The organism is Streptomyces sp. NTH33, from assembly GCF_003236365.1.
Taxonomy (GTDB): Bacteria; Actinomycetota; Actinomycetes; order Streptomycetales; family Streptomycetaceae; genus Streptomyces.
Genome location: NZ_POTZ01000035.1, coordinates 15,431 through 28,697 on the forward strand (window position 1 = coordinate 15,431; position 13,267 = coordinate 28,697).

General features: G+C 72.3%; 11 protein-coding genes. 8 read left to right on the forward strand and 3 right to left on the reverse strand.

From position 1 onward, the window contains the following. The first annotated feature begins 49 nt into the window (after positions 1 to 49). Both C1I97_RS05905 and C1I97_RS05910 read left to right on the forward strand, forming a co-directional pair. The gene (locus tag C1I97_RS05905) at positions 50 to 400 is read left to right on the forward strand and encodes a YciI family protein (protein ID WP_111002161.1); all 351 of its coding nucleotides are present in this window, start codon (positions 50 to 52) and stop codon (positions 398 to 400) included. Positions 401 to 405: 5 nt separating this feature from the next. Next, positions 406 to 1,698 carry an RNA polymerase sigma factor gene (locus C1I97_RS05910; RefSeq protein ID WP_111002162.1) on the forward strand — a complete coding sequence of 431 codons (1,293 nt, stop codon included), beginning with the start codon at positions 406 to 408 and terminating at the stop codon, positions 1,696 to 1,698. A gap of 423 nt (positions 1,699 to 2,121) precedes the next feature. Here the strand turns inward: C1I97_RS05910 and C1I97_RS05915 are convergent, their stop codons facing one another. Continuing rightward, positions 2,122 to 3,312, reverse strand: a complete 1,191-nt coding sequence (locus C1I97_RS05915) for an MFS transporter (protein ID WP_111002163.1) — start codon at positions 3,310 to 3,312, stop codon at positions 2,122 to 2,124. 78 nt (positions 3,313 to 3,390) lie between these two features. Here C1I97_RS05915 and C1I97_RS05920 point away from each other — a divergent pair, with 78 nt between their 5' ends. From C1I97_RS05920 to C1I97_RS05930, 3 genes are all read left to right on the forward strand, one after another. Then, positions 3,391 to 4,410 carry a winged helix-turn-helix domain-containing protein gene (locus C1I97_RS05920; protein WP_111002164.1) on the forward strand — a complete coding sequence of 340 codons (1,020 nt, stop codon included), beginning with the start codon at positions 3,391 to 3,393 and terminating at the stop codon, positions 4,408 to 4,410. Continuing rightward, a complete protein-coding gene (locus C1I97_RS05925; protein WP_111002165.1) occupies positions 4,407 to 4,916 on the forward strand; it encodes a glutathione peroxidase in 510 nt (169 codons plus the stop codon). Before C1I97_RS05920 ends, C1I97_RS05925 begins: the two co-directional genes overlap by 4 nt. A gap of 96 nt (positions 4,917 to 5,012) precedes the next feature. Further along, a complete protein-coding gene (locus tag C1I97_RS05930) occupies positions 5,013 to 5,861 on the forward strand; it encodes a MerR family transcriptional regulator (RefSeq protein WP_181446586.1) in 849 nt (282 codons plus the stop codon). A gap of 45 nt (positions 5,862 to 5,906) precedes the next feature. Here C1I97_RS05930 and C1I97_RS05935 read toward each other — a convergent pair whose 3' ends face one another. Both C1I97_RS05935 and C1I97_RS05940 read right to left on the reverse strand, forming a co-directional pair. Next, positions 5,907 to 7,763 carry an MFS transporter gene (locus C1I97_RS05935; RefSeq protein WP_111002167.1) on the reverse strand — a complete coding sequence of 619 codons (1,857 nt, stop codon included), beginning with the start codon at positions 7,761 to 7,763 and terminating at the stop codon, positions 5,907 to 5,909. Between the two features lie 173 nt (positions 7,764 to 7,936). After that, positions 7,937 to 10,435 carry a D-alanyl-D-alanine carboxypeptidase family protein gene (locus C1I97_RS05940; RefSeq protein WP_111002172.1) on the reverse strand — a complete coding sequence of 833 codons (2,499 nt, stop codon included), beginning with the start codon at positions 10,433 to 10,435 and terminating at the stop codon, positions 7,937 to 7,939. 247 nt (positions 10,436 to 10,682) lie between these two features. Here C1I97_RS05940 and C1I97_RS05945 point away from each other — a divergent pair, with 247 nt between their 5' ends. The 3 genes from C1I97_RS05945 (at position 10,683) to C1I97_RS05955 (ending at position 12,965) form a co-directional block, all read left to right on the forward strand. Beyond that, positions 10,683 to 11,441 carry a GOLPH3/VPS74 family protein gene (locus C1I97_RS05945; RefSeq protein WP_111002168.1) on the forward strand — a complete coding sequence of 253 codons (759 nt, stop codon included), beginning with the start codon at positions 10,683 to 10,685 and terminating at the stop codon, positions 11,439 to 11,441. 277 nt (positions 11,442 to 11,718) lie between these two features. Continuing rightward, positions 11,719 to 12,576: a helix-turn-helix domain-containing protein gene (locus tag C1I97_RS05950; protein WP_111002169.1), complete on the forward strand. Its 858-nt coding sequence runs from the start codon at positions 11,719 to 11,721 to the stop codon at positions 12,574 to 12,576. 197 nt (positions 12,577 to 12,773) lie between these two features. Beyond that, on the forward strand, positions 12,774 to 12,965 hold the full coding sequence (locus C1I97_RS05955) for a DUF397 domain-containing protein (protein WP_111002170.1): 192 nt from the start codon (positions 12,774 to 12,776) through the stop codon (positions 12,963 to 12,965). The last annotated feature ends 302 nt before the right edge of the window (positions 12,966 to 13,267 follow it).

Below are 13,267 nucleotides of genomic sequence, written 5' to 3' on the forward strand. Positions count from 1 at the left end.
CGGCGATCCGCCGCGCGAAAAAACGACAGAATCTGACAGGAGCCGGATCATGAAGTACCTGTTGCTGATCCACAGTGGCGCGATCGACGCCGACGGGGCGGCCGCCGAGTGCGGCGTCGAGGACTGGATGGTCTACGACAAGGCCGTGCGGGACGCGGGGATCCACGTCTCGGGCGAGTCGCTGGCGGACCTGGTCACCGCCACGACGGTCCGGGTCGGCCCGGACGGCGAGCGGACCGTCACCGACGGACCGTTCGCCGAGACCCGCGAGGTCCTCGGCGGCTTCTACGTCATCGACGTGCCGGACCTCGATGCCGCACTCGACTGGGCCGCACGCTGCCCCGGCGCGCGCGGCGGCGGGTCGGTCGTGGTGCGGCCGGTCGCCGAGTTCGAGGTGTGACGGCGATGGACGAGGCACCCGCCGGCCCCCGGACGCCCGTCACGCCGTGGGTGGAGTCGGTGTTCAGGGAGGAGCACGGCCGGCTGCTCGCCTGCCTCGTCCGCCGCTTCGGCGACCTCGACCTGGCCGAGGAGGTCGCCTCCGAGGCCATCGAGGCGGCACTGGTGCACTGGCCGGTCCGGGGCGTGCCGGCCAGGCCCGCCGCCTGGCTGCTGACGACGGCCCGGCGCAAGGCCGTCGACCGGCTGCGGCGGGACCGCGCCTACGCTGCCCGGCTCGCCGTCCTGCAGGTGGAGGCGGACCGGGCCGGCCCCGCCCCGCCCGCCGACGCGGACGGCGATCTGCCCGACGAACGGCTGCAGCTGTTCTTCACCTGCGCCCACCCGGCCCTTCCGGCCGAGGCCCGCGGGGCGCTGACCCTGCGCTGCCTGGCCGGGCTGACGACGCCCGAGGTCGCGCGGGCCCACCTCGTCCCGTCCGCGACGATGGCCCAGCGGATCGTGCGGGCGAAGAAGAAGATTCGCCAGGCCCGCATCCCGTTCCGGGTGCCCGGCGCCGACGAGCTGCCCGCGCGGCTGCCGGGAGTGCTCCAGGTCATCTACTCGATCTTCACCGAGGGGTACGCGGCCAGCTCGGGGCCCCGGCTGCAGCGGCCCGGCCTCGCCGAGGAGGCCATCCGGCTGGCGCGGATCCTGCGCCGGCTGCTGCCCGCCGAGCGGGAGGTCGCCGGGCTGCTCGCCCTGATGCTCCTGACCCACGCGCGACGCGATGCCCGGACCGGCCCAAACGGCGAGATCGTGCTGCTGAAGGACCAGGACCGCGGCCGCTGGGACCACACGATGATCGAGGAGGGCCTTGCTCTGGTGCCCGCCGCGCTGACCGGCGGCCCGCCCGGCCCGTACGGGGTCCAGGCCGCGATCGCCGCCCTGCACGACGAGGCCGCGAACCTCGCGACCACCGACTGGCCGCAGATCGCGGCGCTCTACGACGTGCTGCTCGCACTCGCACCGTCCCCGATCGTCGCCCTGAACCGGGCCGCGGCGGTGGCGATGCGCGACGGACCGGAGGCAGGTCTGGTGCTGCTCGACGCACTGGCCGACGAGCCGCTGCTGCGCGGCCACCACCCCTACCCGGCCGCCCGGGCGGACCTGCTGCACCGGCTCGGCCGGCTCCCCGAGGCCGCGGCGGCCTACCGGCAGGCACTCGACCTGGCTGGCACCGAACCCGAACGGGCGCACCTGCGGCGCAGGCTGCACGCGGTCGAGCCGCCCGGCCCGGACGGTACGGCCGGCCCATGACGGCCCAGCACCCCGCAGAGCGGACGGCCGCGGCGATCGACCAGCAGGTGCCCATGAGCTCCCCTGTCGTCGTACCGCTCGAGCATCTTGGCAGCAGGCACTGACATGGACAGTGGTACGCGGGTTCCGGCGGTCGTGACTCGGGCACCGACCGGCTCCGCGCATGGACCGGCAACGAGCAGTCGGCCGGCGGGTACGGTCCTTTCGAGGCGGCCCCCGCGTTCGCCCGGTACGAGCCCGACTGGGCCGCGCGGCCCGACCGAGCGCCGGCCGCCATCGCAGAACGCTTCGCGCCGGACTGCCGGCGCTCGGCCACCGACGTGATCGAGACGGCCACACGCGAGTTCCCCGGCTTCGACCGCACGGTCATGCGACTTCGCCGCTGAACCCGGAGGCAGCACCGTCGCGGACCTCCGTCCGCCCCTACCGTGCCGGCGCCGGGCGAGCCGACGGAGCCTGTGTACGGCGGGCGGCCAGGGCCAGCGACAGCGTCATCAGGGTCGACGCCGCCGCCATCGCCGTCATCGCCACGGCGGGCGACGTGAGTTGGGCCACCGAGCCGGCCAGTGCGGCACTCACGCCCTGCAGGGTGAGCATGCCCGCGGAGTGCAGGCCCAGGGCGTGGCCGCTCAGCTCGTCGGGGGTCAGGGCCATCAGGCGCTCCTGCTGGACCAGGCTCGCGCCGAAACCGGCCGAGGCGAGCGTCACCAGGCAGGCGGCCACCGGCACGGGCGGGTGCAGGACGAAGAGCAGGTACGGGCCGGCCAGGAGCAGCAGCAGCGGTGTGGCCAGGCGGCGGCGTACGGCGGGCGGGAGCAGACGGCCCACCGTCACGTCACCGGCCAGCATGCCGAGCGCCGCGCAGGCGAAGAGCGTGCCCGCGGCGGCGGGGGCGTAGGAGACGTAGAGCGACTCGCAGCCGACCACCAGGCCGTTGGGGAGCCACAGGCCCAGGTAGGTCAGGCGGCGCGGGCGGGACGACCACAGCAGGGCGTTGGTGCGCCAGGTCGCCGACACGGACGTACGGCCCCGGGTGCGGGGCGGGCGGCGGCTCAGGCCCAGGCGGAGCACCGCGGCCGCCACGGCGTACAGCGCGGCCGACAGCAGCAGCGTGATCCGCGGTGACAGGGCGGCCACCAGCGCCCCACCCGCCGCGTATCCGGCGATCTGCATGATCCCGCTCATCATGTTGAACACCGAACGCCCCAGCAGATAGCCGTCCTTGGCGAGGATCTCGTTCAGCAGGCCCCATCTGACTCCCCCGCCCAGCGACGCGACCACGCCTTGGACAAGAACGACCGCGAAGACACCCCACACCGGCAGATCGGGTAGTGCCGGCACCGCCGTGCCGGCCGCGAGGGCCAGGCAGACGCCCGCCAGCGTCCGGCGCGGCGGCAGCCGGTCCGCGCCCGAGAGGAAGAAGGTCGCGCCCAGCACCTGGGCGAGCGACGGGCCGAACATGCTCACCGCGGAGAGGAGGGGTGAGTTCGTCGCCCGGTACACCAGGGTGCCGAGCGCCAGTCCGCTCGCCGTCTGGGCGACCGTCTGCGCGGAGGACGCGAGGAAGAGCGGGGTGAACTCCGGGGTGCGGAAGAGGTCTCGGTAGCTGCGCATGCGCCGGAGTCTCGGACGTGCACGGCGGCGGTCGTTATTGTTTCGCGCGGATGCGAAACGTCCCGAGGGGGAGGGCCCGTGGGCTGGTGGCAGGTCAACGCCGACACGCTCGCCGGAAGCCGGTTCCTGCTCTCGCCGCTCGCCGAGACCTTCGCGAGCCTGAAGCTGCTGCACGCCGGCGTCGGCCGGCACCCCGGCGAGCAGGCCTGGCTGACCGCGCACCTGCCCGCCTACCGGCGGCGGCTCGCGGACGACCCCGTCACCGCGCTCCTCGTCCACGCCGGACTCGGCAAGGAGTGGATCGCCGACTTCCTCACGCCCACGCCACGGGACGAGGAGAGTTTCGAGGAGGGGGTCGCGCGGGTACGCGCCGCCGAGCCGGCCGCAGCCCGCGCCCATCTGCGGCTCTCCCTCGCCGGGCCGCTGCCGGCCGCGCTGGAACGGGACGATCTGCCCGAGCGTGCGGCCCGGCTCCTGGAGTACGTCTGGACGGAGACCGTACGCCCCTGCTGGGACCGTCGGCGGCGCGTGCTGGAGGCCGACGTCGTCGCACGGACCGCGCAGGTCGGCCGGGGCGGCTGGGCGGCCGTGCTGGACGCGCTGCGGCCGGGCACGCGCTGGCTCGGCGAGAGCCGGCTCCAGATCAACCTGCACGCGTACCCGCCGCAGGAGACCTCCGGCGCCCAGCTCGTCCTCGTGCCCGTCACCCCGCAGACCGGCTGGGTGTCGTGGGACGATCCGCCGCACCGATACGCCGTTGTCTATCCCTGCACCGGAGCCCTCGCCGACACCGACGCGCGCCGCGCCTCCGTGCCCGCGGGCCTCGGTGCGCTGCTGGGCCGTGCCCGCGCCCAGGTGCTGATCCTGCTCGGCTCACCCCTCAGCACCACCCAGCTCACCGCCCTGACCGGACAGGGGCTGGGCTCCGTCGGCCGCCACTTGCGCGTCCTGCTGGACGCGGGCCTGGTGGATCGACGGCGGGCCGGACGGTCGGTGCTGTACTCGCGTACGGGGGCGGGGCAGGTCCTCGTCGAGGCGGCGTCGGGGGCCGGTGCCGGGCCGGTTCCGTCGCCCGGCACGGTTAGCATCCGGACATGACCACTGCAGACAACAACGGCGCCTCTCCGCTCGATGTCGGGATCGGCGCCCTCCAGGGCGGTTCCGCGGAGCTCGGGCAGTACGCGGGGCGGGCCGTGCTCATCGTGAACGTGGCGTCCAAGTGCGGGCTCACCCCGCAGTACGCCGGGCTCGAGCGGCTGCACGAGCGGTATGCCGGGCGGGGGTTCACCGTGCTCGGAGTGCCGTGCAACCAGTTCATGGGGCAGGAGCCGGGCAGCGCCGAGGAGATCGCCGAGTTCTGCTCGGCGACGTACGGCGTCACCTTCCCGATGACCGAGAAGGTCGAGGTCAACGGGGAGGGGCGGCATCCGCTGTACGAGCGTCTGGCCGGCTTCGCCGATGCCGAGGGGCACAGCGGGGACATCCGCTGGAACTTCGAGAAGTTCCTGGTCGGACGGGACGGCAAGGTCGTCGCCCGGTTCTCGCCGCAGACCGGGCCGGAGGCCGCCGAGCTGGTCGCGGCCGTCGAGGCGCAGCTCGGCTGAGTCGCCGTCCCACGGGTGTTGACCTTGTCCCTGGGGCAGGGGTGAGCGTCCCTCTCGCCGGGCGGAACAGGCCGCCCGGTGACGGAGGATGACAGGGTGGACGAAGAGCTGCTCACCATCGGCGCGTTCGCCGCGCGGGCCCGGCTGTCGGCCAAGGCCCTGCGGCTGTACGACCGTCTCGGCCTGCTGGTCCCGGCTCACGTCGACGCCGCCAGCGGCTACCGCTACTACCGCGCGTCCCAGACCGAGCGCGCCCGGCTGGTCGCCCTGCTGCGCCAGCTCGGCATGCCGCTCACCCGGGTCGCCGAGGTGGTCGAGGCGGACGGGGCCGAGGCCGCCGACCGGCTCGCCGCCTACTGGGCGGAGGTCGAGACGCGGGTGGCCGGGCAGCGGACCCTCGCCGAGTACCTCCGTGGACGGCTGTCGGGGAGGAGCTCCGAGATGTACGGCAGGTTCGAGGTCGATACGGTCGACGTGCCCGAACAGGTGGTGATCAGCGAGACCCGGCACACCCTCGCCGATGAGCTGCCCGCGTGGATCGGGGCGTCGCTGACCCGGCTGGAGGCCGCGTCGGGCGCGTGCGGAGGCGTCACGGGCGCGCCGTTCGTCGTCTACCACGCCGAGGTGTCGATGGAGAGCGACGGGCCCGCCGAGTCCTGCGTGCCCGTCGCCGACGAGGCGGCGGCGCGGGCGTGGGCCGAGGCACGGGGGCGGGCGTGGGAGACGAAGGTGCGGGTGGAGCCGGCCCGGCGGCTGGCGTACACCCGGATCACCAAGGCGCAGGTGGCCCATCCGCAGATCCTGGCCGCGTTCGAGGCGGTGGAGCAGTGGATCGCCGAGCAGGGGCTGGAGCTTGCGGGGCCGTGCCGTGAGGTGTATTTCGCCGACTGGGAGGCGTCGGGGCCGGACGACGCGGTGTGCGACGTGGCGTTTCCGGTGAGGTGAGCGACCGCGCCGGCCCGGGGTGGTGCCTGCCGGGCCGGCGGACGGTCACCTCAGCTCGTCGGGGCACGGCGTGCCCCGCGGCAGCCGGTACGGCGACGCCAGCCGGTACGTGCCCGCCTCCGGTGCGAGCAGCATCGTCCACTTGTCGCCCTTGGCGTCCTCCTCCGTCTCCCTCAGGCAGCCGTTGACGTTGTCGTACGTCTTCGGCTCGCCCTCGGCGCGGTGCTTGGAGGCGTCGGTCTCCTGGGGCGGCTTGAGGCTCCTGCCCTGGTCGTCGACGAGGCTGAGCCAGGGTGAGTACGGGATGCGGATGAGGACGCGGCCCGGCTTGTGCACCTGGAGGGTCATCTCGCCCTGCTCGGCGCGGACCACGACCGCGTCGGGCTCGGCGAGCGGCACCGGGTCGATCACCTTGAACAGCTGCCAGTTGGCGTCGCCCCAGATCTGCCTCAGGTACGGCATGCCCTGCTGCACGAGGGCGCGTTCCTTCTCGCCGCCGTCGCCGTCCGGGTCGTCCTTGGGCAGCACCACGTAGTGCACGGCCCAGCGCTGGAGCCACTCGTGGTAGTTCACCGAGTCGAGCGTGTCGTCGTAGAAGAGCGGGTTGCGCTGCATGTCGGCCTGGCGGTTCCAGCCGCGGGCCAGGTTGACGTACGGCGCCAGCGCGGAGGCCTCGCGGTGGGAACGGGCGGGGACCACCTCGACACGGCCCTTCTCCGCGCCGACCTGCTGCAACTGGTTGACGAGGGGGGCCAGCTCGCGCGCCCAGGAGGCGGCGGGGGTGGTGTTGACGATGTCGTCGATCGACTTGAAGCCTATCCAGCCGACGAAACCGAGGATGGTCAGCACGATCGCGTACCACGTGCGCGAGCGCGGGACCGCGTACGGCAGCGCCGCCACCAGGACCACCCCGGCGAACAGCATCGCCAGCCGGGTGATGTTGGAGCCGATCTGGGAGCTGATCAGCCACACCAGGACGACCGACAGGCCGTACACCGCCGACGTGATCCGGACCGTCTTCCACTCGCGGGGGACCAGGACGACGGCGAGGACGGCGTAGAGCAGGGGCAGGATCACCGAGGCGAACGCCATCGGCTGGGTGCCGGAGAAGGGGAACAGCCAGGCCGAGACGGCCACCACCGCGGCCGGGGCCAGGCCCAGCGCCCAGGCGCCCGGGCGGCGCTTCTGCAGGAACAGCGCGACCGCGACCAGGCCGACGAACAGACCCGCCACGGGCGAGGACATGGTGGCGAGCGCGGCCAGCGGGCCCGCGACCAGCGCCTTCGCCCAGCGTTTGTAGCGCCAGCGGTACGGCCAGCAGAACACGGCCGCGACCGCGCCCAGCGCGAACATCGTGCCCAGGCCGAACGTCACCCGGCCCGACAGCGCGTTGCACAGCAGTCCGAAGACGCCGGCCAGCGCGGCCCCCAGGGGGTTCCGGACCGCGCGGCTGCGGAGGAGGACCATCGTCAGCAGGCCCGCGGAGACCGTGCCGGCGATCATCATCGTCGTACGGACGCCGAGGAGCGACATCAGGTACGGCGAGACCACGCTGTACGACACCGGGTGCATGCCGCCGTACCAGGCGAGGTTGTACGCCGAGTCCGGGTGCCGGCCGACGAACTCGGCCCAGGCGTCCTGCGCCGCGAGGTCGCCGCCGCTGTTCGCGAAGGTGAAGAACCAGGCGATGTGGAGCAGGCCCGCCAGGGTGGTGACGGACAGGACGGGGTGCCGCGGCATCCGCTCCCGGACGGCCATGACGGCGGCCCGGGTGCGGGACCGGTGACCGTTCGCGCGGCCGCTCTCCGGGTCGGTCGGGGACACGTCCCTCCGCGGGCCGTCGCCCGGGCCCCGGTCGGCGTCGCCGGCGTCGTCGGCGTGTGTCGGCTCCGCTGTGGCCACCTGAGGCACTCCCCGTGTCCTGTTCTCCGTTCGCGGCCGCGTCCCGTGGCCGGCGACGTGCCCGATTCGCGACGCTAGCACGCAGCCCGTCCGGACAGCTCCCGGGTGGGGCTGCCCGAACGGGCTGCGCGGGCGGACCGCGCGGGCGGTGACGGCGTCGGGTGACGCGCGGGTCAGCCGAGGCGCTTCAGCTTGGCCGTGAAGCCCGGCTCGGCGAGGTCCTCCTGCAGGGCGACCGGGACCTGTACGGCGCTGTCCTCGCCGTCACCGATGGTGAGCGTGCCCACCTTCGTGCCGGCCTTCGCGGTGTGCGGCAGGGAGTCGGCGGAGAGGTCCAGCCTCACCTTCAGACCGGCCCAGCCGACCGCGGTGACGTCCTTGGTGACGACGACCGGGGTGTGGCCGCCGAGCTGGTCGTCGACGTAGCCGACGACGTCGCCCTTCTTCAGGATCTTCGCCGAGGTCGGCACGTCCCGCGCGGCGAGCAGCGCGGTCTTGCTGACCGCGTTGACCGTGTCGAGGATCGTCGGCTTGTGCTGGCCGAGGATCGCGCCGACGATGGTCACCGTCCGGCCGCCCACCTCCTTGTGGGCGGCGAAGAGCAGGTTGCCGCCGGCCGCGGTGGTGGAGCCGGTCTTGATGCCGATCGCGCCGATGGTGAACGGCAACTCGTTGTAGTTGGTCCAGTACTTCCCCTTCGGATCCGTCCAGCTGGCCGCGCTGGTGATGGCCACCATGGCCGGGATCCTCATGGCCGCGCTGCCGAGCTTCGCCTGGTCCTCGGCGGTGGAGACGGTGGTCTTGTCCAGACCGGACGGGTCGGTGTACGTCGTGTTGGTCATCCCGAGTTCCTTGGCGGTGTCGTTCATCTTCTTGACGAACGCCTCCTCGGAACCGGCGTCCCAACGGGCCAGCAGACGCGCGATGTTGTTCGCGGAGGGGATCATGACCGCGGACAGGGCCTGCTTCTCGGTGAGGTGGTCGCCGGCCTTGACGTTGTCGAGCGTGGACTCGCCGTCCTTGTGGTAGCCGCCCTCCTTCTCCGCCGTCGGGTCGACCTCGATCTTCGGGCCTTCCTCACCCGGCTTCAGCGGGTGGTCGCGCAGGATGATGTACGCGGTCATGGTCTTGGCGACCGAGCCGATGGCGACCGGCTTCTGCTCGCCGAAGTGGTCCATCGTGCCGACGCCGTCGACCTCCATCCAGCCCTGTCCCTCGTCCGGCCAGGGCAGTTTCACCTGGTCGCCGTCGAAGGTGTAGGTCTCCTCGGCGGAGAGCGCGAGAGTGGGGGCCGGCAGCGGGCGTACGGCCTGCACGATCGCAAAGACGATCACGAGGAGCGCGACCAGCGGGGTCCAGATCTTGACCCGGCGCACCAGGGTGCGCATCGGGGTCTCCGGAGGCGGCGGGGTGTTCGTCAGCTCGGCCAGCAGGTCCAGCGGCGGCTTGGGCGGCAGCGGCTGCTGGGTGGTGAGCTCGGGGCCGATCTGCGGGACGGCGGCCGTGGCGTCCGCGGGGGCCTTGGGCGGCGCGGTGGTCCCGCCCGCGGGCGCGGCCGGCTTCGCGGGCTTCGGCTGAGGGGTCTCCGGGGTGTCGAGCGGCTTGAGCGCGACGAACTTGCTGGTGCGCTCGGCGGCGGCCTCGGGGGCGGGCGTGTCCTGCTTTTCCTTGTCCTGCCCGCCCTGTTGGTCCTGCTCGCCCTGCTGGTCCTGCTCGCCCTGCTGGTCCTGCTTTTTCCTGCCGCCCAGCTTGAGCATGGTGGTGGGCTGGTCGACCCGGGGCTTGGCGGCGCCGCCGACCTTGAGCATGGTGGTGGGCTGATCCACGGGCGGCCTGTCGCCGGACTTCGGCCCGTCGTCGGCTCCGGCGGCGTCGTCGGCGCTGTCGTCGTCGGCGCTGTCGTCGTCAGTCGCGCCGTCGACCTCTGCGGTGTCCCGGGCGGTCCCGTCGTGCTCGGCGTCGTCGGCCTCCGCCGCGCCCTCGGAGTCCTCGGAGTCCTCGGCCTCCTGGGAGGCGTCGGTCTCTCGCGCGTTCCTCACCCCGTCGGCACCGTCGGCCTTCGGACCTGCCGGGCTCTTCTCGGCTTCCTCGGCCTTCTCGGCCTTCTCGGCGTCCTCGGTGTCCGTATCGCGCGGACGTGCTTCACCCGGTGCGTCGTCCTCGTCACCGGAGCCCTCGTCACCGGAGCCCTCGTCACCGGAGTCCGCGTCCCGCGGCACCTCCCCGGCCTTCCCGGCCGCGGCGTCCTCTTCGCCCTTCTCCGGCTCGTCTTTCTCCAGCTCGTCCTTCTCCGGCTCGGTGACGTCCACGGACTGGTCGCCGGCGGTCTCCGCGTCGCCCTTCGCTCCGTCAGCCTTCTCCGCCCGGGCGGCCCTTCCCGGCTTCTCCGCCGCCTCGGCGTCCCCGGCGCCTTCGCCGTCCGTCACCAAGTCCCTTACCGAAAGCACCCGCGTGGCCGTATCGACGCCCCCGCGCCTCTCGGAGGCACTGGACGCACCGGAGTCCTCGGACGCGCCCGACGCCCCCGCATCACCCGCCAGCGAAATCCGCGGGTCGCGGGCCTCGCTCCTGGCCTCGGGAACCGGACCCGCGCTCCCCGACGTCGGTTGTCCCGACGACTCGCTCTGCTTCGACCTGCCGGGGGACTCGCCCGCCACCGATGCCTCCTCCATGCGCCGCACGCCCCGCGCGCGGCTATCGAACCGTGAACCACGACCTGGACCGCCACCCGGACGAAGCAGCCATGCCACGCGGACGTACCGCTGTCCGAACCATGTACCAGTGTCCTGTGTACGGGCCAAACCCACGCGGAAGACGAGAACGACATACCTGCCGGTTCCCTCACGAACCGGTCACGCACCCTCGACAGACCAATGTGAGAGGGGTCACCCTGTCATTCATCCACGCGGGGAGGCATGGATGGGCAGGAGCCGCAGAACACTTCCGGAGGAGCTTCTGCTGCTGGCACTGGACCCGGCCACGGGTACCACTGCGCAGCCGCAGTCGCTCGACCTGGGTCTGGCCGGAGCACAGCTAGTGGAGCTGGCGCTGGCCGGACGGATAGCCCCAGACGGGGATCGTATCGCCGTGGTGGTGCCACGGCCGACAGGAGATCCAACTCTGGACTGCGCGTTGGAGTTGCTGCGAAGGCGCGGCGCTCCCGTACGGGCCGTCCACTGGATCGGCGGACCCCGCCTCGGGCTCCGCCAGACCTACCTCTCGCATCTGGAGCGGTGCGGCATGGTCGCCGCCGTAGCCGGCCAGATGTGCGGAGTGCTGCCGACGACTCGTTACCAGGCGACGGACACCGCCATCAGCCGGGAGATCAGGGCCCGGCTGGACTCCGCGATCCGCACCGGCGTGCCGCCGGACCCGCGGACGGCGGCGCTCGCCGCGCTGGCGCACGCGGTCGGCCTGGGCAAGCACCTGTATCCGGGCAACGAGGGACGGTCCTCACGGTCCCGGCTCAGGGACCTGATCCGGCACGACCCCATGGGCGGACTCGTGGCGCACGCCGTGATGGACGTCCAGAACGGCGTGGCGGCCCAGCCGCGCCGTGGTCCGGGGCCGGCGGGCCGCCAGACCGGTGCGCGGGCCATGCCCGCCGCGGAACCGGCCCGAGGCGTCCCCATGCAGCCACGACGCGGCTCCATGGCCGGCCGTGCGGTGGTGCACTGAGCCGTGGTCCCACGGCGCGGTCGCAGCGAAGGGCGAGGGCCCACCCACGACGCCCTGCCCGACGCGCCGGCCGCGAGAGAGCCCTAAGGGCGCGCCGGTGTCGAGACGGCTGGGGGTCCCCTGCCGTCTCGGCACCGGCTGAAAGCACCCCGAAGGCGAACGAGCCGTCAATCAGCCTGCATATCTGGGATTTTCCAGCGGTAGGAAGCACCTTGGTGGCAATCTGCTCAACAGCAGATACGCAAAGTAGAGGCATGCGGCCGGAGGTGCACGTCCCGTGGCGTCCAATGTCAATCCCACTGTCAGGCGGCGCCGGTTGGGCCAGGAACTGCGCAGACTTCGCGAACTCAAGGGGATGACGGCCGAGGAGGTGGCCGAGAGACTGCTGGTGTCGCAGTCGAAGATCAGCCGCCTGGAGAACGGCCGGCGCAGCATCAGCCAGCGCGACGTGCGCGATCTGTGCGGGGTCTACGAGGTGGAGGACCACCGGGTCGTCGAGTCGCTGATGCAGATGGCCAAGGACTCGCGCCAGCAGGGCTGGTGGCACTCCTTCGGCGACATCCCCTACAGCGTCTACATCGGCCTGGAGACGGACGCGGCGAGCCTGAGGATCTACGACCCGCAGGTCGTCCCCGGCCTGCTGCAGACCCGCCAGTACGCGGAGGCGCTGGTCTCCGGCGCCCTGCCGGAGACCGCGCCCGCCGACATCGAGAAGCGCGTCCAGGTCCGGATGCGCCGGCAGGAACGAATCTCCGCCACCGAGAACCCGTTGCGCCTGTGGACGGTCCTGGACGAGGCCGCGTTGCGCCGGGTCGTCGGCAGCCGGTCCCTGATGCGGGAGCAGTTGGAGCACCTGGTCGAGCAGTCCCGGCTGCCGCACGTGACCGTGCAGGTCATCCCGTTCGACATGGGCGCCCACCCGGGCCTCAACGGCCAGTACGCCATTCTGGAGTTCCCGGACACGGCGGACTCCAGCGTCGTCTACATCGAGGGCGTCACCAGCGACCTGTACCTGGAGAAGGCGAACGACGTGCAGAAGTACAGCGTGATGTACGAACACTTGCGGGCGCAGGCGCTGGGCGTGGAGCAGTCGCGGCAGTTCATCGCCGACATCGCGAAGGACTACGCACGCTGAACCACGCACGCTGAACGCCCCCCGACAAAAAGCTGCCGCAGCCTACACTTCACCGCACCAGGGCGGAAGTCCCGCCGGAATATGCCATCCGTAAGGGTGAATGGCCTCTTCGGATGACGAGAGTGGCGAGTAGCGTCGATCACGCCATCGAGCAAGAACGTTGGCGCAAACCACTCCACTGGCAATCCGGAGCAGAAATGGCAATTCGTCAGGGTGCCGTCCAGACGTGGACCAAGTCCTCGTACTCCACGGGCAACGGCGCATGCGTCGAGGTCAAGTCACCGATGGTCGCGGCCATGGCGGTCCGGGACTCCAAGGTCCCCGGAGGCCCGGTGCTGGGCTTCCCCGCCGACGCGTGGAACATCTTCGTGGCGTCGGTCAAGGCCTAGACCGACGCCCGGACACGCACCAGTCGAAGAGCCCTCTCGACAAGCCCGCCGTCCTTGCCGAGAGGGCTCCGCTCATGCCCGTGCCCGGTCCTGCCCCCGTCCGGTGAAGTGCGCCTCTTCGCACCCGCGTGGATCGGTCTGCAGGAACCGGACAGGAACCGGAGCCGTGTCAGCAGGAATCCTCCTCGTTCACGAGGGGGAGGAAGTCAACGAGCGGGTCGACACGGACGGGGCGGAGACGGAGACGGCGGCTCCGCGGCGACGGCAGCGGTTCCGGCCCCGGCGGTTCCGGCCCTGGTGGG

Coding starts and splice junctions, on each gene's coding strand:
- C1I97_RS05905 (WP_111002161.1), top strand. CDS start 50: ATGAAGTACCTGTTGCTGATCCACAGTGGCGCGATCGACGCCGACGGG.
- C1I97_RS05910 (WP_111002162.1), top strand. CDS start 406: ATGGACGAGGCACCCGCCGGCCCCCGGACGCCCGTCACGCCGTGGGTG.
- C1I97_RS05915 (WP_111002163.1), bottom strand. CDS start 3,312: ATGCGCAGCTACCGAGACCTCTTCCGCACCCCGGAGTTCACCCCGCTC.
- C1I97_RS05925 (WP_111002165.1), top strand. CDS start 4,407: ATGACCACTGCAGACAACAACGGCGCCTCTCCGCTCGATGTCGGGATC.
- C1I97_RS05940 (WP_111002172.1), bottom strand. CDS start 10,435: ATGGAGGAGGCATCGGTGGCGGGCGAGTCCCCCGGCAGGTCGAAGCAG.
- C1I97_RS05945 (WP_111002168.1), top strand. CDS start 10,683: ATGGGCAGGAGCCGCAGAACACTTCCGGAGGAGCTTCTGCTGCTGGCA.
- C1I97_RS05955 (WP_111002170.1), top strand. CDS start 12,774: ATGGCAATTCGTCAGGGTGCCGTCCAGACGTGGACCAAGTCCTCGTAC.